19 protein-coding genes and 1 pseudogene are annotated in these 17,799 nt (G+C 70.2%); 7 read left to right on the forward strand and 13 right to left on the reverse strand.

Going from position 1 to position 17,799, the window contains the following annotated elements; translation table 11 throughout:
• The first annotated feature begins 91 nt into the window (after positions 1-91).
• Entirely contained in the window at positions 92-574 is a 483-nt protein-coding gene (locus tag ACFY0K_RS36745; protein ID WP_390643497.1) for a hemerythrin domain-containing protein, read from the forward strand.
• A 33-nt stretch (positions 575-607) separates the two neighbouring features.
• Here ACFY0K_RS36745 and ACFY0K_RS36750 read toward each other — a convergent pair whose 3' ends face one another.
• The 5 genes from ACFY0K_RS36750 to ACFY0K_RS36770 all read right to left on the reverse strand — a co-directional run bounded on the left by ACFY0K_RS36750 (position 608) and on the right by ACFY0K_RS36770 (position 5,755).
• Positions 608-1,585 (reverse strand): hypothetical protein, encoded by a 978-nt coding sequence (locus tag ACFY0K_RS36750; RefSeq protein ID WP_390643498.1) that lies wholly within the window; start codon positions 1,583-1,585, stop codon positions 608-610.
• Between the two features lie 71 nt (positions 1,586-1,656).
• A complete protein-coding gene (locus ACFY0K_RS36755) occupies positions 1,657-3,378 on the reverse strand; it encodes an MFS transporter (RefSeq protein WP_390643499.1) in 1,722 nt (573 codons plus the stop codon).
• Positions 3,379-3,479: 101 nt separating this feature from the next.
• Complete coding sequence (locus ACFY0K_RS36760) at positions 3,480-3,884, reverse strand: MarR family winged helix-turn-helix transcriptional regulator (RefSeq protein ID WP_390643684.1); 405 nt, start codon at positions 3,882-3,884, stop codon at positions 3,480-3,482.
• Positions 3,885-4,042: 158 nt separating this feature from the next.
• Complete coding sequence (locus ACFY0K_RS36765; RefSeq protein ID WP_390643500.1) at positions 4,043-4,699, reverse strand: NAD(P)-binding domain-containing protein; 657 nt, start codon at positions 4,697-4,699, stop codon at positions 4,043-4,045.
• 294 nt (positions 4,700-4,993) lie between these two features.
• Positions 4,994-5,755, reverse strand: a complete 762-nt coding sequence (locus ACFY0K_RS36770; protein ID WP_390643501.1) for an IclR family transcriptional regulator — start codon at positions 5,753-5,755, stop codon at positions 4,994-4,996.
• A 192-nt stretch (positions 5,756-5,947) separates the two neighbouring features.
• Between ACFY0K_RS36770 and ACFY0K_RS36775 the strand changes: the two genes are divergently transcribed.
• Complete coding sequence (locus ACFY0K_RS36775; RefSeq protein ID WP_390643502.1) at positions 5,948-7,261, forward strand: amidohydrolase family protein; 1,314 nt, start codon at positions 5,948-5,950, stop codon at positions 7,259-7,261.
• Positions 7,258-7,575 carry a hypothetical protein gene (locus tag ACFY0K_RS36780; RefSeq protein WP_390643503.1) on the forward strand — a complete coding sequence of 106 codons (318 nt, stop codon included), beginning with the start codon at positions 7,258-7,260 and terminating at the stop codon, positions 7,573-7,575. The genes ACFY0K_RS36775 and ACFY0K_RS36780 overlap by 4 nt, the downstream gene beginning before the upstream one ends.
• On the opposite strand, the gene ACFY0K_RS36785 is transcribed toward ACFY0K_RS36780, so the two are convergent.
• The 3 genes from ACFY0K_RS36785 to ACFY0K_RS36795 all read right to left on the reverse strand — a co-directional run bounded on the left by ACFY0K_RS36785 (position 7,536) and on the right by ACFY0K_RS36795 (position 8,826).
• Positions 7,536-7,865 (reverse strand): NUDIX hydrolase, encoded by a 330-nt coding sequence (locus ACFY0K_RS36785; protein ID WP_390643685.1) that lies wholly within the window; start codon positions 7,863-7,865, stop codon positions 7,536-7,538. The genes ACFY0K_RS36780 and ACFY0K_RS36785 overlap by 40 nt on opposite strands.
• Positions 7,866-7,868: 3 nt before the next feature.
• Positions 7,869-8,030, reverse strand: coding sequence for a hypothetical protein (locus tag ACFY0K_RS36790; RefSeq protein WP_390643504.1), 162 nt, complete (start codon positions 8,028-8,030; stop codon positions 7,869-7,871).
• A gap of 232 nt (positions 8,031-8,262) precedes the next feature.
• A complete protein-coding gene (locus ACFY0K_RS36795; protein ID WP_390643505.1) occupies positions 8,263-8,826 on the reverse strand; it encodes an NADPH-dependent FMN reductase in 564 nt (187 codons plus the stop codon).
• A 141-nt stretch (positions 8,827-8,967) separates the two neighbouring features.
• Here ACFY0K_RS36795 and ACFY0K_RS36800 point away from each other — a divergent pair, with 141 nt between their 5' ends.
• Positions 8,968-9,462: a MarR family winged helix-turn-helix transcriptional regulator gene (locus ACFY0K_RS36800; protein ID WP_382724327.1), complete on the forward strand. Its 495-nt coding sequence runs from the start codon at positions 8,968-8,970 to the stop codon at positions 9,460-9,462.
• 220 nt (positions 9,463-9,682) lie between these two features.
• On the opposite strand, the gene ACFY0K_RS36805 is transcribed toward ACFY0K_RS36800, so the two are convergent.
• Both ACFY0K_RS36805 and ACFY0K_RS36810 read right to left on the reverse strand, forming a co-directional pair.
• Complete coding sequence (locus ACFY0K_RS36805) at positions 9,683-11,182, reverse strand: MFS transporter (RefSeq protein WP_390643506.1); 1,500 nt, start codon at positions 11,180-11,182, stop codon at positions 9,683-9,685.
• A 242-nt stretch (positions 11,183-11,424) separates the two neighbouring features.
• Complete coding sequence (locus ACFY0K_RS36810) at positions 11,425-12,762, reverse strand: PLP-dependent aminotransferase family protein (protein ID WP_390643507.1); 1,338 nt, start codon at positions 12,760-12,762, stop codon at positions 11,425-11,427.
• Positions 12,763-12,855: 93 nt separating this feature from the next.
• Here ACFY0K_RS36810 and ACFY0K_RS36815 point away from each other — a divergent pair, with 93 nt between their 5' ends.
• A complete protein-coding gene (locus ACFY0K_RS36815) occupies positions 12,856-13,479 on the forward strand; it encodes a DJ-1/PfpI family protein (protein WP_390643508.1) in 624 nt (207 codons plus the stop codon).
• A gap of 77 nt (positions 13,480-13,556) precedes the next feature.
• Here the strand turns inward: ACFY0K_RS36815 and ACFY0K_RS36820 are convergent, their stop codons facing one another.
• Positions 13,557-14,450 (reverse strand): dihydrodipicolinate synthase family protein, encoded by an 894-nt coding sequence (locus ACFY0K_RS36820; protein ID WP_390643509.1) that lies wholly within the window; start codon positions 14,448-14,450, stop codon positions 13,557-13,559.
• Between the two features lie 95 nt (positions 14,451-14,545).
• Here ACFY0K_RS36820 and ACFY0K_RS36825 point away from each other — a divergent pair, with 95 nt between their 5' ends.
• The gene (locus ACFY0K_RS36825; RefSeq protein ID WP_382724332.1) at positions 14,546-15,019 is read left to right on the forward strand and encodes a winged helix-turn-helix transcriptional regulator; all 474 of its coding nucleotides are present in this window, start codon (positions 14,546-14,548) and stop codon (positions 15,017-15,019) included.
• 115 nt (positions 15,020-15,134) lie between these two features.
• Here the strand turns inward: ACFY0K_RS36825 and ACFY0K_RS36830 are convergent, their stop codons facing one another.
• Positions 15,135-15,536, reverse strand: coding sequence for a tautomerase family protein (locus ACFY0K_RS36830; protein ID WP_390643510.1), 402 nt, complete (start codon positions 15,534-15,536; stop codon positions 15,135-15,137).
• A 230-nt stretch (positions 15,537-15,766) separates the two neighbouring features.
• A pseudogene (locus tag ACFY0K_RS36835) lies at positions 15,767-16,159 on the reverse strand (enoyl-CoA hydratase/isomerase family protein); the annotation flags it as partial.
• 563 nt (positions 16,160-16,722) lie between these two features.
• Between ACFY0K_RS36835 and ACFY0K_RS36840 the strand changes: the two are divergent.
• The gene (locus tag ACFY0K_RS36840) at positions 16,723-17,625 is read left to right on the forward strand and encodes an alpha/beta hydrolase (protein WP_390643511.1); all 903 of its coding nucleotides are present in this window, start codon (positions 16,723-16,725) and stop codon (positions 17,623-17,625) included.
• Positions 17,626-17,799: the final 174 nt, after the last annotated feature.

Here is a 17,799-nt window from a genome sequence, read left to right on the forward strand (position 1 = left end):
CACGGCGTCGCGTGATCGGATGGCTCCGGCATCGCGTGCCGGTGACGGTCTGCGTCAGGCATGGAGGTGCGGGAACGAAGGGGCCGCACCCGTGGCTTCCCGTGACGGCGAGCGCGCAGTCGCCCTGAGCCGGCAGCTTGCGCAAGCGCATCAGGAACTGCGTCGCCAGATCCGTGAGATCAGGACAGGTCTGGGACACCGCCGGCTGGGCGACGACGTCCTGCTCACCCATTGCCTGGCTTTCTGTACCGCGTTGACCACGCACCATCAGGGTGAGGACACCGGGATGTTCGCTCAACTGCTGCGGGAACGCCCGGATCTCGCTGCTACGGTCGCGAATCTCGCCGAGGACCATGGACTGATCGCCTCGATCCTGTCCCGGGTGAGCGAACTCGCCGACAGGGCTGTTGCACCGCGTGGCTCAGCCCTGGAGGAGATCGGGCGTGAGCTCGACGGACTGGCGGCGATCATGGAGTCCCACTTCGGCTACGAGGAGCGCACGATCAGCGAGGCGCTCGACGCCGGGAAGCCTGACACGGACTGGCCCGACCTGGTGTTCGGGTTCGGGAGGTGACGTGGAGTGCCTTCGCCGGAGCCCACGGGGTGGTCAGCGGGCCCCCGCCTCTGTGACCAGCGCGTCGATCGTCCCACGCACTGCCGCCAGTTCGGCCGGGGTGGGGTCGGCCGGTTCGTGCGGCACCAGCGCAGCGGGGTTCACCACGGGGGTGGTGCCCTCGGGGCCTGCGGCTCCCGTGGCGCGGGCCAGGGGAGCGCTCATGTCGGTCTCCGGGTCGGTGAGGCCGTCGCCGAGATTGCGCAGCGCGGCCGTCAGGGGAGGCGAAGGGAAGGGGAAGCCCGTGGGCAGCAGTCCGGCCTGCCGGGTGTGGTCGTCGCCGCGGAAGTCCAGGACCCACTCCTCCCAGCCTGGCAACGGCCAGTCGTGAATGCCGGCCACGGTCTGCACCGCCCACAGCGAGACCGCGCGGGCCTGCGGGTCGAAGTGGACGCCGCCGTACGGCATGTCGGTGAGTGGGGGAGTCGCCGACGACGCGGCGATCAGGTCGACCAGGCGGGGGCCGCCGGCGAGGTGCTCGACGGGCTCCCAGTCGCTGCCCCACGCGCGGACGCTTCCGTCGGGCAGCCTTAGGGAGACGACGGAGCAGGGCTTGGTGTACTCGGTGGCCGCGAACCCGGACGGCTCGAAGGTCTCGAACCAGCCCGGCGTACGGGTCAGGTCCCTGCCGAGGCCGAGGTGGTGGGTCAGATCGCCCATGCCGTCGTGTGCGAAGCGGACGTCCCAGCCGGGCCAGGTCCGGATCAGTACGGCGCGGGCGGCGACGAGGTCGGCCCAACTGCCCACGGAAGCGAACCAGAGCAGGGCCCGGCGGTCGTGGTCGACGAGTGCGGCGCCCTCGCACCACACGTCGTCGAGCCATTCGTCGATCTCCCGGTTGGCCCGGAAACAGCGTGTCGCCGCGGCCGGGCCGGGCAGCAGATCTTCAACGATCCGATTGGCGGCCCAGTGCGAGTAGTACCGCTGCCAGGCGCCGTTCTCCACCACCACGTACTGCGCTCGTGCTCCCATGATCAGCGAGACTAGCGCCGCTGTACGAGGGGCGCCGAGCGAATTTCCGGCGACCGGCCCGGGCCCCGGGATCAGGCCGGCCGCTCCCGGAGTTCGACGAGCGTCGACGCGGTGAGCGGGAGCGGTGCGTCGGCCGGGCCGAGCAGGACGACCGTGCAGGTCGCGGCGTGGGTGAGCGCGGTGGTGAGGCTGCCGTCGGCGAACTGGGCGAGTGGCCCGCGCGGTGAACGGCCGACGGCGACGGCGCGGGCGTGGACCTCGGCGGCGTGCCGGGCGAGGACCCGGCCGGCGGCGGCGTGGTCGCCGACGCTGTCCAGGATCTGGCCGGTCGCGGCGAACCCCTGGGCCGCGAGCCGGTCGAGATGGGCGACGACCGCGGCGCGGGCCTCTTCGGGGGTCTCGGTGTCCGCCGCCAGTTCCTCCACGACGGCGGTCCGCTGGACGTGCACCACCTCCAGCGGGCTGCCGGTGTCCCGCCCGAGCCGGGCGGCGGCGTCCACGACGGCCGCGGCCCCCTCGTGGGCGCCGACGGCCACGACGACCGGCCCCGGTCCGGCCGCGGCCTGCCGCCCGACCGGCGTCAGAGCGGGGACGGCCGGCGCGCCGCCGGCCAGGCGGGCCTCCGCGTCCCGCAGCAGCCCGTGCCCGCTCGCCAGCACCGGAATCGCCAGCAGGAAGGTGCCGGCGCCCAGGTAGAACGGCACGCTCAGGTCGGTCGCGTCCGCCAGCTTCCCGGCGACGTAGGGGGCCAGGCCGCCGCCGATGAAGCGCAGGAAGCCGTAGGCGGAGGAGGCGACGGGACGCTCGACCGGCGAGACCACCATCACCGCCTGGGTGGTGAGCGTGTTGTTGATGCCTATGAAGATGCCGCTGACGATCACCGCGACGATCACGACCCTCGGCGTGGCGACGCCCGCGGCGATGACCGCCATCACCGCGCCGAGGCCGACGAGGTTGGCGTACAGCACGGGCGCGGTGCCGAAGCGGGCCTGCAGGCGCGGCGCGAAGAAGACGCTGAACGCGGCCACCAGCAGCCCCCACCCGGTGAAGACCAGCCCCAGCTGATGGGCGCTCAGCTCCATCGGATACGGCGCGTAGCCGAGCATCGTGAAGAAGCCCCAGTTGTACAGCAGGGCCATGATGCCCATGGTCAGCAGACCGCGGTGGCGCAACGCCGTGATCGGCGCCAGTGGCGAGGTGCGGCGCTCGGGCCTGGGCAGCGCGGGGACGAACGCCAGCGTCGCGACGAGCGCTATCGCCATCAGGACGGCGACGCCGAAGAACGGGCCCCGCCAGCTGATGCCGCCCAACTCGCCGCCCAGCAGCGGGCCGACGGCTATACCCAGGCCGAGGGCGGTCTCGTAGAGGATGATCGCGCCGGCGAAGCCACCGCTCGCCGAGGCGACGATCACGGCCAGTGAGGTGGCGATGAACAGGGCGTTGCCAAGACCCCACCCGGCCCGGAAACCGACGATGCCGTTGATCGAGCCGGAGGTGCCGGCGAGCGCGGCGAACACGACGATGATCGCGAGACTGGTGACGAGGGTGCGCTTGGCACCGATCCGGCTGGACACCCAGCCGACGATCAGCATCGCGACGGCGGTCACGATCAGGTAGCTGCTGAACAGGAGTGAGACCTGGCTGGGGGAGGCGTGCAGGCTCTCGGCCAGTGCGGGCAGGATCGGGTCCACCAGGCCGATGCCCATGAACGAGATCACGCAGGCGAACGCCACGGCCCACACGGCCTTCGGCTGCCTGAAGGGGCTCGCGGCCCTCTGGTTCGGTGCGCTCATCGACGGTCCTCTCTCCGGATGCGGACGGACGGGATGGATGGGACGGCTGGGGCGGCTGCGGGAGGGTGTTGCTGCTGGACGCGTGCGGGTCCGCGGGTGCCTCAGCCGCGCGCCCGGTGTTCCTCGATCGCGCGGGCCAGGGCCGGCAGGGCGAGCCGTACGGCCCGTTGTTCGGGCTCGGTCAGTTCCTCGACCAGTTCCTTGAGGGCACGGGTGCGTTCGGCGCGGCGCTGCCGGAAGACGTCGAGGCCGGTCGCGGTGATCTCCACGAGAACCCCCCGGCCGTCGGTGCTGTCGGCGTTCCGTCCGACCAGTCCCGCGCGCTCCAGCCGGCCGATGAGCTGGGTCATCCCCGGCTGCGAGACGCCTTCGGCACGGGCCAGTTCGGTCAGCCGCAGCGGACCCTCCCGGCCCAGCCGGGCCAGCGTGGCGGAGGCGGTGGTGCTCAGGCCGCCTGCGGTGGCGCTGTGCCGGACATGCCGTACCAACTGCTCGACCGCGGTCATCAGTTGCTCCGGTGCCCCGGCGGGATCGGGGTCGCCGTCCGGTCGGCCGTCGGCGCCCCGCTCTTCTTCCCGGTCATCCATAACGGCATTATGCATCTAGATGTAGTGTGAAACAAAGGGTTCGGGAGTTTCTCTCGGCAAGCCGGTCCCGATGACCTTCACAGGTCCACGCGTGCGCCCAACCCCCGCGCCAGTGCCACGTCGTAGGCCACCCGGACCGCCGCGACGTCCAGCGCCGCGTGCCCGGTGGACTTGAAGACCGTGAGGGCCCCGGTGTCGCCGTCCCGCCCTGGATGTTCGCCGGTGAGAACGGCGCCGAGGAGGGTGACGGGCCGTCCCGGCGGCAGGCCCTGGAGTTCGTGGGCACCTGCCGGTGGCGGCGACGCGGACGCGCCGGCCCACTCCGTGAACAGGGCCGCGTCCCGGACCGTGGCGGGATCCAGTTCGGGCCCGTGCGAGCCGCCGACCGAGGAGACGTGGACGCCGGGGGAGAGCCACTCCCTGCGGACGACGGGAGCGGTGGCGCCGGTGCAGCAGAACACCACGTCGGCCGTGCGCACCGCGTCCTCCACGCCCGCGACGACCCGCGCGCCCGGGAACAGCGCGGCCGCCTCACCCGCCCGCACCGGGTCACGGCCGGCCACGACGACCTCCGCCTGCGGACGGACGGCGGCGAGCAGCGCCAACTGGGCCCGCGCCTGAGCCCCTGTACCCACCACCGCCACTCGGCCGAGACCGGGGCGCGCGGCCAGGGCCAGCGCGCTCTGCGTGGCGGACGCCGCGGTCCGGACCCCGGTCAGCGCCTCGGCGTCCACGAGCGCGAGAGCCCGCCCGTCGTTCGTCGAACAGGACCACGAGCCCCCGGTGGAAACTCCGTCCGGGGTGCTCCGGGTCGGCGGTCACGGTCACCAGTTTCGCCGCCAGGCCCAGCCCGGTGACGTAGCCGGGCATCGCGCCGAGCAGGCCGGCGGGTGTCAGCGCGGCGATCCGTGGCGGAACGGAGACCTCGCCACGGGCGACGGCGACGAGCGCCCGGCCCACCGCGTCGAGCACGGCGGCCGGCTCCAGCGCGGCGGCCGTCTGCCGGCTGTCCAGCACCAGCACCCCGCTCACCGGCCCGCCTCCGGTCCGCCGGCGGTCAGCGCCGCCACCAGTTCATCGGCCGCCGCGGTCAACTCCCGCTCGACGGCGGCGAGTTTCGCGCCGTCGAACTCGGCCTCCGGCCCCACGACGGTCAGCGCGCACACCGGCGCCCCCGGGTCGGGCACCACTGCCCGGCTGACGGAGGCCACCAGCTTGTCGTTACGGCCGTGCTCCACGGCGAAGCCGGTCCGCGCCACCTCGGCCAACTCCCGCGCCAGGTCGGTGTCGTCCCCGGGGAGCCGGTCCAACCACCGCTTCCGCGCCTCCGGTTCGAGTGCGGCGACCAGCGCCAGCGGCCCGGCGAACCGCCGTAGGGGCAGCAACTCGCCCCGCAGATGGCTGATCATGGCGAGCCGCTCGGGCCGGACGACGTCGATCACCCGGCCGCCGCCCTCCTCCAGCACCTGGAGGTTGACCATCATCGAGGTCGTGGCCGACAACCGCTCCAGCACCGGACGGGCCAGCGCGGTCAGCGAGTTGCTCGCGGCCGACGCGGACATCCGCAGCACGGCGGCGCCCGGCAGATAGCGGTCACCGGCCCGCAGCACCCAGCCCCGCCGGACCAGGTCCAGCAGGATCCGGTACGCGGTGGCGCGGTGCAGCCCGACCTCGGCGGCGAGATCGGTCAGCCGCACGGGGTGCGGCGCGCGCGAGACGGCCTCGACCAGGTCGAGGGCCTTGTCCACGGCTGACCGGGGCGGTCCCTGGGCGACGGATGCGTCGGGCATGACGGCGGCTCTTCCCTCTCGTCCCCGGCGCCACCACGACCGTGGCCCGGCACGTCGTGTCCGGTACGTCCGGTACGGGCCCTTGCGGCGGTCCGCCGGCTGCAGAGTACAGTTAGCTGGATTTTCGCCACACGATACAGCTGTTACGCACCGCGTAACAAACCAATAGCCTCAGCGGACCGAAGGGTGACCATGACCGACCTGCCCCCGGGCGCCCCGACCCCCTGGGCCGCTCCGCCCGCCGGAACCGTCACCGTCTACCGTGGCGCCACCCTCTTCGACGGCACCGGCGGCCCGCTCCGGCCGAACACCACGATCGTCACCGACGGCGCCCGCCTGCACACCGTCGCCGGCGACGCCGACCCGCTGCCCCCGCACGCCGCCGACGCCCCACAGGTCGACCTCGCCGGACGGTTCGTCGTGCCCGGCCTCATCGACACCCACCAGCACCTGGCCACCCCGCCCGACCGGCCCGTCGCCGAGGCGGTGCTCCGCCGCCTGGTGCACAGCGGGGTCACCGCCGTCCGCGACATGGCCGACGACCTGCGCCACATCGGCGACCTCGCCCGGGCCACCCTGGTCGGCGAGATCCCCGGCCCCGACATCCGCTACGCCGCCCTGATGGCCGGGCCCTCCTTCTTCGACGACCCCCGCACCCACGAGGTCTCCCGCGGAGCCGTTCCCGGTGCCGTCCCCTGGATGCAGGCCGTCACCCCCGGCACCGACCTGCCGATCGCCGTCGCCCTCGCCCGCGGCACCCACGCCGCCGCGATCAAGGTCTACGCCGACCTGGACGCCGCGACCGTCGCCGCCGTCGTCGCCGAGGCACACCGCCAGGGCATCGCCGTCTGGGCACACGCCACCGTCTTCCCCGCCGGGCCCGGCGAGGTCGTCGCCGCGGGCGTCGACAGCGTCTCCCACGTCACCCTGCTCGCCTTCGAGGACCCCACCGAGCCGCTGACCAGCTACAAGACCAAACCGCCGGTCGACCACGACCGTTTCGCCGCCGGCGACGCCCCGGAACTGGCCGCCCTCTTCGCCGAGATGCGCCGCCGCGGCACGGTCCTGGACGCCACGGCTTCCATGTGGACCAGCGACGAACTCCGCGGCGACACCGCCGAGTCCGCCGAACGGGCCGCCCGCAACGCCGACCTGGCAGCCGCCGTCACCGCCCAGGCGTACCGGGCCGGAGTCGACGTGTGCACCGGCACCGACCACGAGACCGACCCCGGCGACCCCTTCCCCGCCCTGTACGGCGAACTCGCCTTCCTCGTCGAGCGCTGCGGCATCCCCGCCGCCGACGTCCTGCGCTCGGCCACCCTCGTCGGCGCCCGCGCCGCCGGCACCGAAGCGGACATGGGCACCGTCGAACCCGGCAAGCTCGCCAACTTCGCCGTCCTGGACGAGAACCCCCTCCACGACGTCGGCAACCTGCGCACCATCACGTACACCGTCAGACGCGGACACCGCTTCGACCGCGCCGAGTTCGACAAGGACGCCCAGTGACCGAGACCGCCGGCGCCACCGGCCGCCCCGTGATCGTCAACGCCCTGGGCCAGCTCGACAACCCCAACACCCCCGCCGCCCGGGCCGCCGCGACCCAGCTCAACCCCGCCAGCGACCAACTCGCCGTCGACGCCCGCGCGCTCGCCGACGCCCACGCCTCCGGCCTGACCGCCGTGAACATCACCCTCGGCTACACCATGGGCGACCTGCCGCCGTACGAGCACACCCTCGCCGAGATCGCCGTCTGGGACCGGATCATCGAGGCGCACCCTGTTCATCTACGGTCTTGCAGAGCCTTCGCAATCAGGCCGTGAATGAGGTACTCACCAGGGGCTCGGTTCTCCTTGAGACGGTGGAGGTCCTCCGGCCCGAACCAGCCGTAGGCAGTGTGCTTGGACCACTCCGGAGCGGGGTTGTCCAGGTCGCCGTCGACCTCGACGAGGTAGTCGGCCTCGCGCCGTGTGCCGTCACCGTCGTCGCCGGTCCACGTGGCGATCCCGAGCAGGCGCCGTACCCGGCGCACACGCCAGCCGGTCTCCTCATCGACTTCCCGAACGAGCGTGTCCAACGGGGACTCGCCCGGGTCGGCATGGCCGCCGACGATGTCTCAGCAGTCGGGGAAGAGCCGCCGGTCGGGCCTGCGCTTTTGCGCGAAGGCGTGGCCGTCCCGGTTGAGGATGACCGCACCGGCCGCCCAGACCTCGCCGCCGGCGGGGACCGGGATCTCGACGCCGCGGTCCACTTTCACATAGGACGGATCCTCTGCCACGGCCTCACTGTAGGGCGGGTGTCCGATCACAACACGGGACTCATCAGGTGTCGCTCTCACCTCGGCTCAGCCTCTGCGTCGGATCACACCCGTAACGGGGCCCTGGGTCACCAGGGCCCCGTTACGGGTCCAGCCGCGGAGCCGACCGAACAGGCCACTGGCGCGGCGCTCGGGTTCGCACTCGGCTACGGCGACAGAAGTCCTCTCGCCCGCCTTCCGGCGAGCGAGGGTGTCAGACCCGGACCGTCTTGAGGGCGCGGCCCCAGGATTCCAGCTGGTCGAAGAGGATGGTCGCGGCGGCGTCGTGCTGCTCGGCCGGCTTGAAGAGTGAGAAGTTCTCGAAGTCGGTGAACAGCGAGAAGGACAGCTGCTGACGCACGTGAGCCAGCTGTAGTTCGCTGGCCACGCCCCGCAGGTGCTCGATGGCCCGAGCGCCGCCGAGAGAACCGTAGGAGACGAAGGCGGCGGCCTTGTTGTTCCACTCGCCGTACAGGTAGTCGATCGCGTTCTTGAGTACGCCCGAGGTGGAGCGGTTGTACTCCGGCGTCACGAAGATGTACCCGTCGAACTCGGCGATCTTGGCCGCCCATGCCTGGGTGTGCTCACCCTGGTACTGGCCCATGGCCGGCGGAATGGCCTCGTCCAGGTGGGGCAGCGGGTAGTCGACCAGGTCGACCAACTCGTACTCGACGCCGGCGCGGGCGCCGGAGCGGTCGACCACCCAGTCCGCGACAGCCTTGCCGTTGCGACCCGGCCGGGTGCTGCCGAGGATGACGGCGATCTTCAGGTCACTCATGTGGTCTTCTCCTTGACGGGCCGGCCAGCACGAGGCGGACCCTTTTGCTTGAATTTTCATATCACAGCCTAGACCGCCGACTCATGAAGCTTCAAGTCAAATCCGTGTCTCGTGAATGTTCATGCCGGATAGACTCCGGGCATGCCTGAACAGCCTCGGCACCCGAACCCTCAGCCCCGCTGGCTAACCGCGGCAGAACGGGAGACCTGGCAGCAGTTCGCCATGATGCTGCACAGGCTGCCTGCCGCCCTGGGGGCTCAGCTGCAGCAGGACGCAGACCTCAGTTACATCGAGTACTACGTCCTTGCGGGACTGTCCGACCAGCCGGAACACCGCATGCGGATGAGCGACTTGGCCGTCCTCGCCCACTCCGAGCAGTCCCGCCTCTCCCACATGATCAGCAGGCTGGAACGCCGGGGCTTCGTCCGCCGCGAGCCGGACCCCACCAACGGCCGCTACACCCACGCGATCCTGACCGACGCCGGCCATGCCCATCTCGTCGAGGCGGCCCCGGGACACGTGGCCCGGGTACGCGACCTCGTCTTCGACGTGCTCGACCCCGCCGAGCTGGACAACCTGCGCACCGCCGCCCAGAAGATCAGCGAGAGCATCGACCGCAGGGAGCAGCGGAAGTAACCCCGCAAGACACCGCCCCTCAGCTGTAGCAGCGGGACGCCACGCCGCCGCGGCCAGTTGGGGGAGCTCGCCGACCAGGGCGTCACCGTACTGCGGCGCAGGGCGCCGGGCCGTGGCTCCGCCGAGTCGCTCACTCGGGGAGCCGGGGTAGGCCCCGGAAGCCGTGGGTACGGGGCGTCCTCTCCTCGCGCCCACGACGGCTTCCTCAGGGGGTGGTGTCTCAGCGGGCAACAACCGGCACCGCCACCTCGACCTCGACGCCCCCGCTGCCCGGGCGGCGGTTGACCAGGGTCAGGACGAGGAGTGTGGCGATCGCCAGCATGCCGACGGCGAACCAGATGGCGATGATGTAGCCGTGCACTACGCCCTGCAGGTGGACCAGCTGCGGCTTCGTCGCGGCGTGGACGAGGTGGCCCTTGACGTACGAGGTCGTCACGGACGTGGCGATCGTGTTCAGCAGGGCGGTGCCGATCGCGCCGCCCACCTGCTGCGAGGTGTTGATCATCGCAGAGGCGACACCGGCGTCCCGGGGCTCGATACCCAGAGTAGGCAGGGACATGGCGGGATTGAACGTCGTACCCATGCCGAGACCGAGCAGCACCAGCGCCGGCAGCACGGTCGAGGCGTACGACGAGCCGATCTCCAGTCGCGTCAGCAGGAGCATTCCGGTCATGGCGACGAGGAAGCCGGGGCCTATCAGGAACCGTGCCGGGACGCGGGTCACCAGACGCGTTCCGATCTGGGTCGAGCCGACCATCATGCCCGCGACCATCGGCAGGAAGGAGAGCCCGCTCTTGATCGGCGAGTAACCCTTCACGACCTGCAGGTAGTAGGTCAGGAACAGGAAACTGCCGAACATCGCGATGACGGCGATGCCGAGGGAGAGGTAGACACCGCCGCGATTGCGGTCGGTGACCACGCGCAGCGGCAGCAGCGGGGCCTTGACCCGCATCTCGGTGATGACGAACGCGATCAGCAGCACCACGGAGGCTCCGAGCAGACCGATGGTGGTGGCGTCGCTCCAGCCGTCGGACTCGGCGCGGGTGAAGCCGTACACCAGCGAGACCAGGCCCAGGATGGACAGGACGACGCCGGGCATGTCGAGGGAGGAACGGTTGCGGCCGCCCTCGGGCTCGCGGACGACGACGTAGGCACCGGCTGCCGCGACGATCGCGAACGGGATGTTGACGAAGAACGTCCAGCGCCAGTCCAGGTATTCGGTGAGCACACCGCCGAGAATGAAACCGACGGCACTGCCGCCACCGGCGATCGCGCCGAAGATGCCGAACGCCTTGGCACGTTCTTTGGTGTCCGTGAACATCACGGCGAGCAGGGAGAGCGCGGCGGGGGCGAGCAGGGCGCCGAAGGCGCCCTGGAGGGCGCGGGCGCCGAACATCGCCCCGCCGGTGGTTGCCGCGCCGCCGAGCGCGGAGGCGGCTGCGAAGCCGACCAGGCCGATGACGAATGCTCTCTTGCGGCCCCACAAGTCGGATACCCGGCCGCCGAACAGGAGCAGACCGCCGAAGGCCAGAGCATAGGCCGTGACGACCCACTGCCGGTCGCCGTCGGAGATGCCCAGGTCCTGCTGGGCAGAAGGTAGCGCGATGTTCACGATGGTGGTGTCGAGGACGATCATCAGCTGGGCGAGCGCGATGAAGACGAGCGCTTTCCAGCGGTTGGCGTGCGCGTCACCGGGAGCCTTGAAAGCTGTTCGGGACATGAAGGTACCCACTTCGGGAAAAGAACGAGCTGGCTGAAGGTGACTGAGAGCGTGAGGGAGACACGGCCCGCCTACATCGACGGTCGACGGCCTCGTCACGCGTGACGTGCACGAGGCGGTCGACGCTCGCCGGCCCGGCGCGAGAGACCATCACTTGAATTTTCAGGTCACACCTTAGACGGCGATTCATGAAGGTTCAACCGTGTACCGCTACGGGCGGGAATCAGCTGGTTGAGCGAAGTTCAGGCGTGGGCGTCCTCGACAACGACTCGTCGCACTGTGCGCAGCGTCGACTGGAGACGGTCCAGATCGGTCGAACCCAGAGCGAGGCGGAGCGCCTGTGGCGTGGGTGTCGAGGTGGTGAAGGGCTCCGCTGTGCTTACTGAGATGTGCTGACGTGCGAGCTCGGCGGTCAGGCGATCAGCGCGTGCGTCGTCGGGCAGCGGAAGCCAGGTGAAGTAGGACGAGGGGTGGCTGACGAGCGGCAGACCTGCCAGCTCTCGTTCGGCGAGTGCTTGGCGGGCTTTGGCGTCCTCTCGTTTCTGCACTTCCAAGTGGTCCACCGTGCCGTCGTCGAGCCAGCGGCAGGCGATCGCGGTGGTGAGGGCCGGGGTGTTCCAGGTGGTTGCCCGAATCGCGCGTTCGAGTGATGGCACCGCGAAGGACGGGGCGAGGACGAAGCCCACCCGGAGGCCGGTGGCGACACTCTTGGACAGCCCCGAGACGTAGACGGTGATGTCCGGCGCGGTCGCGGCCAGAGGAGGGGGTGGGTCCTCGACCAGGTAGGCGTATGAGGCGTCTTCGATGATGAGCGGGCCGTGCTGTCGAGCGATCTTGATCAGGCGGGTTCGGTCGGTTGCCGGCGTGACCCACCCCAGGGGGTTGTGCAACGTCGGCATGGTGTATATCGCCCGTACAGGGCGGGTCGCGCACAGCTTCTCCAGGGCATCGAGATTCGGTCCGGCGTTGGTTGTCGGTATGGGCTCCAGGTCGAGGTGAAAGGCCTGCGCGAGCACCTTGAAACCGGGATAGGTGAGTGCGTCGACAGCGACGACGTCCCCGGCGTTGAGGATGGCCATGACGGTGATGGCGAGGCCGTGCTGTGCACCGTTGACGGTGAGGATCCGGTCCGCGTCGGTGGTGATTCCCCGGCGCCTCAGGTGCCGTGCGATCGAGGCTCTGTCCTGGGGGCGCCCTCGATGGGGTTGGTAGTGCAGCAGCGAGTCGAGATCACCGGAGGTGGCCACGTCCCGCAGGGCCTGCCGAAGGAGATCAGCTTGCCCGGGCAGCGACGGGTAGTTGAAGCTGAGGTCGACCGCATCTGTGGCGACGACCTGCAGATCGATGCCGTGACCGGCGGGAACCGCGATGTCACGCACGAACGTGCCGCGGCCTTGTTCCCGGCTCACCAGGCCCATGGTTTCGAGTTCGGCGTACACCCGGGTCGCTGTCACCACGGCGATGCCCTCACGGGCTGCGAGCCCGCGGTGTGTCGGCAGCCGCACGCCTGCGGCGAGCCGCCCGGCCCGGATGTCGGATGCGAGCGCATCGACCAGCTTTTTGTACCGCGAGGCTGCCATGCACCGAATTGTATCCATGACAATTCTTTGACTGTCCTGCTCGCGGGTCCTTACCGTCAAGACTCACCCCGCTCATAGGGAAGGACAGCCGCCGTGCACATCGCCATCCTCACCTTCGAGGGCTACAACGAGCTCGACTCCCTGATCGCGCTCGGTGTGCTCAACCGCATCAGGAGCGACGACTGGCGCGTCACCATCGCCACCCCCAGCCCCAAAGTGACGTCAAGGAACGGGGTGGTCATCGAACAGATGGCCACTCTTGAGGAAGCGTGCGCCGCTGACGCCGTCATCGTGGGCAGTGGCATTGCTACCCGCGAGGTCGTCGAAGACCCGGCGATCATGAACATCCTGCGCGCCCTGGACCCCACGAGCCAACTCATCGCCGCGCAGTGCTCCGGCGCGCTCGTACTGGCCAGGCTCGGCCTGCTCAACGACATCCCCGCCTGCACCGACCTGACCACCAAGCCATGGGTCATCGCCGCCGGCGTCGAGGTGCTCAACCAGCCCTTCTACGCCAAGGACAACATCGCCACCGCCGGCGGCTGCCTCGCTTCGCACTACCTCGCCACCTGGATCATCGCCCGCCTCGCGGGCAACGACGCCGCCGAAAACGCACTGGACTACGTCGCCCCGGTCGGCGAGAAGGAGGAATACATCGAGCGCGCCTGGCGCAACATCACTCCCTACCTGCCCGCACCCGCACCGGCGCTCGTCTGACCCATCGCAGGCAGTGCAGCGGTCGGGGCACGCCGGTGCCGCAGTCCGAAGCCCGGATGCGGACGCGCTGTGCCTGCTCAGGTCGTGAGCTGGAGGGCGTCCAGTACGGCGGTGACGTCCCGGCGCGAGGCCTCGTCCAGGCCGCGCAGGGGGCGCGGCAGGTTCGGCTCCGACGTCAGGCCGAGGTGGGACGCTGCGGCGGACAGGACGCGCAGACCACCGTGCTGACGGAGCAGCTCCCACAACGGCTTGAGCGCGTCGGACGACTCGGTGGCCCGGCCCGCGTCACCGGCCAGGGCTGCGCGGGCGAGGGCGAGTGCGGTACGGGGGAACAGACCGCCCGCGGCCGAGTACCAGACGTCGCACCCGGCATTCAGGCCGCTCACACCGGCCCAGTCGCCGCTCACGCCGATGGTGACCGTCTCCGGGATCGCCGCTCGCAGCGCGTCGATCCGGGCCTTGGCCTGGCCGAAGTCGTCCGGAACAGCGGGGATCTTGATCGAGCGGACGTTCGGCAGCCGGGAGATGCGGCCGTGCAGCTCGTCGGTGAAGTGCACCTGGGTGGTGCGGGGGTTGTCGTACACGCACAGCGGCACGGACAGCTCGCGGGTGACGTCCTCGTAGAGGCCGAACACCTCGTCGTCCGTGAGCGGTTGGTACGTCACCGGTGCGAGCAGCACCGCCCGCGCTCCGGCCTTCTGGGCGTCCTCGGCCAGAGCCAGGACGTGGGAGGTGCGCGGCGCGCCGATGGAGACCATGACGGGAACGCCGCCGGCGGCCTCGACCGCGACTTGCGCGGTGCGGGCACGCTCTTCGCGGGTGAGGTAGGCGTAGCCCCCGGTGGAGCCGAGCGCCCCGATAGAGTCCACTCCGGCAGCGGCGAGGCGGGCCACGAGCGCGGCGTACGCGGTGTAGTCGATGCCCTGATCGTCGGTGGGTGTCAGGGGGAAGGCGCTGAGGCCGTGGAACATGACGGTTCTCTCGGCAATCGATCGAAGTGATGCAGGGCAGCTGCACCAAGTGTATGGTTTAATTATAAAACTAGCATTTTCGGGAGGTGGCATCCGTGCGCAAGACGGACCTCAGTGGGGCCACCTGCCCCATCGCTCGCTCACTCAGTGACATCGGTGACTGGTGGTCGCTGCTCATCGTCCGGGACGCATTGGCCGGCATGACCCGCTTCAGCGAGTTCCAGCGCAGCCTCGGCTGCGCCAAGAACATCCTCAGCGCGCGCCTGGCCAAGCTCGTCGAACGTGAGGTGCTCACCCTCGCGCCGGCGTCCGACGGCAGCGCCTACAGCGAGTACCGGCTCACCGAGAAGGGCAAGGCCCTGCGGGTCCCCCTCGTGGCACTGCGGCAGTGGGGCGAAGAGTTCCTCTTCGAACCCGACGAGGAGCGGCTCGGTCTCGTCGACAAGCGGGACGGCCTGCCGGTGGCTCCCCTCGCACTGCGCGCCCAGGACGGGCGGCCCCTGGGGCCCGACGACGTCCGGGTCAGCGCGTCCCTGCCTGAGGCCGGCACCCTTCCCGATCCTGCTTGATCCGAGGCCACGCCTGGTCCGGCGGGCCCCCGGCACGGCGGTCCCTCGTCGCGACTGCGGAGCGCTGGTACGCGCCGCCCCGGCGACGGAGTCCCTTGCGCGCCGGGCCGCAGGGTCACCAGCGCGGCTCGTCCTCGGCGAGCTGAAGCTCACCCCTCCCAAACGAGAAGCTTTCGTTCGGGACCGGAATCAGCGCGATGAACACGTCGTCGGGTGAGATGCACAGAGCCTCGACCACCAGTCTGTTGATGGCTGCGGCCACGGCCCGCTTGTGCTCGAGAGGCCGATGGGCACCGAGGAGAAGGGTGATGATCATGGCGTCGTCGCTGCGCTGCATCCCCATGAAGGTCGGGTCGAGGTACAGCTCGTTCTCGCCATGCTCACTGATCATGATGAATCGGTCACCCTCGGGAATTCCGAGTGCCTGTACCAGCGACTGGTTGAGCGCGTCGGCGAGTGCGCGCTTCTGGTCCGGCGAGAAGCGGCCGGCGGGAACGTGAGCGTTGAAAACGGGCATGACGGGCTCCTGCGGGAGTGGGGTGTGGGTGTTTCTGCTTGGTGAGGGACAGGGCGGACCAGGGCGCCGGAAGGGCGGTGATACCCCGCCGTCCTGATGCGAGTCGTGACGCCCCGGGCCGGTGGACGGCGTGAAGCGTCCGCGGCCACGAGGCGATCCGGTCCGGGGAGAGCGTGCGGTTCGGGACGGGCGCGTGGTCGGGGCGACCGGCTCCCTTCGGTCCGGGCTGCTCACAGCTCGCCGAGTACCGAGCCGAAGTCGAGTTCGGTGTGAGAACGTTCCTCCATGCCGCGCTCCATGAGGGTGCCGAGCCGGGCGGCGCTCGATGTGTCACGTGCCAGGATCTGGAAGCAGCCCGCGTCCACCTGCACGTCTTCCTTGGCGGGGAGGCCGGTCGCGTTGATCCGGCGCTTGGCGAGCCGCACCGCGGCTTCCGGGAATCCCGCGATCCGCTTGGCGAGCCGCTCGACGTAGGGCATCAACTGCTCGTCCGGCAGCGCCTTGTTGACCAACCCGATGCGCTCGGCCTTACGGCCGTCGAGGTCTTCGGATCCGAGGATCACCTGCATCGCCTGGCCTCGTCCGGCGAGACGGACGAGGTGCTGGACCGCGCCTGCCCCCGGAAAGAGCCCGGTGCCGACCGATCAGGTTGAGAGGCGGGTTGTCGATCGTGGCCCACAGCACACCGTCGTCCAGCTTCGTGGTGATGGCCTCGTAGTCCCGCATTGTCATCACTTCCTCATGTATTTCCTGTTTGCGATATGCGAACGACGTGCTCTAGGCTGGCATCGTCGGTTTAAAAATGCAACCAGAATCTCGAGGGAGAGACTGACCGGCCTTCTTGAAGGCGAACGGGGCCGCAATCACGCCGTTCACCCAGGTCACGACGGCCGCAGCCAACCGGTTGAGGCCGCTTGGGACCGTCTCGTACCGCCCGCGTCGAGCCCTTCGTGGCCGGGGCGACCCATCGGGCACCGGTGATCGACCGGCGAGATCCGATCGGCGAACGACAACCGGTGGCCGGCCGGCGTTCCCGACGGAGGTGCTGCGCCGACGGCATCGGCGCCTCCGGCTGGACCGACGACCGAAGAACCGGGTCGCGACACGGCCAGCTCAACGGGTCATCCGGACCGACGGGCTGCCGTCATCGCTCCCACAAGAACCCCACCAGGCAAGGAGAACCACCATGGCCGAGCGCAGCGACGAGCTTGTTCATCTGCCCGACGGAACCGTGCTGCACGCATGGCTGTTCCTGCCGGACGGACCCGGACCCCACCCCACCATCACGATGTCGCACGGCTTCGGTGGCACGAAGTACCACAACATCGAGCCCATTGCCCGAGCGCTCGCGGAAGCGGGATTCGCGGTCTCGCTCCACGACCACCGCGGCTTCGGCGACAGCACCGGCACCCCCCGCCACGACATCGACCCCCATCAGCAGATCGAGGACTGGCGACGCGTCATCGCGCACCTCCAGACGCTCGACAGCGTCGACGCCGACCGCATCGGCCTGTGGGGATCCAGCTATTCCGGCGGACACGCCCTCGTCCTGGGAGCCACCGACCGGAGGATCAAGGCCGTCTACTCCCAGGTCCCCACCATCAGCGGCTCCGAGACCAGCCGCCGGCGCGTACCGCCGCACCTGACGCGGCAACTCGAGGAGTCCTTCGCCTCCGACGAACTCGCCCAGGCCCAGGGCGAGCCACCCGCCACCCAGGCATTCGTCAGCGACAACGTCTCCACGACCGCGTCGTACCGCGCCACCGACGCCATCGACTTCTACCTGGGGCACAGCGCCCCTGCGGGGTTGTGGGAGAACAGCGTCACGGTCCAGTCCAACCGCCGCTTCAGGTCGTACGACCCCGGCTACTGGATCGACCAGATCTCCCCAACTCCCCTAATGATGCTGGTCGCCACCCACGACACCGTCGCCCCCACCGACCTGGCATTCCGCGCCTATGAACGGGCTCTCGAACCCAAGGAACTCGTCGTCATACCCGGCGGCCACTTCGATCCCTACCTCGCCGGCTTCGACGCAAGCACCTCTGCCGCCATCCGTTTCTTCCGGACCCACCTGAACGCCCGTTAGGTCTGTTTGCGGCGCCGACGCATCTGGCGCCCCCCCACGTAGGTTTCGGGTCGCCCCGCAGTGGCGCCCCCCCCCCACCGGGCGGGGGGGGCCGGGGGGGGGGGGAATTCCGGGGCCCCGCCACGATGCCCGTGGCCGGGGAAGCCCGGGTGTTGGGGGTCCGCGGGCGGGGGC

It is taken from the genome of Streptomyces sp. NPDC001507 (genome assembly GCF_042894765.1).
Classification (GTDB): Bacteria; Actinomycetota; Actinomycetes; order Streptomycetales; family Streptomycetaceae; genus Streptomyces.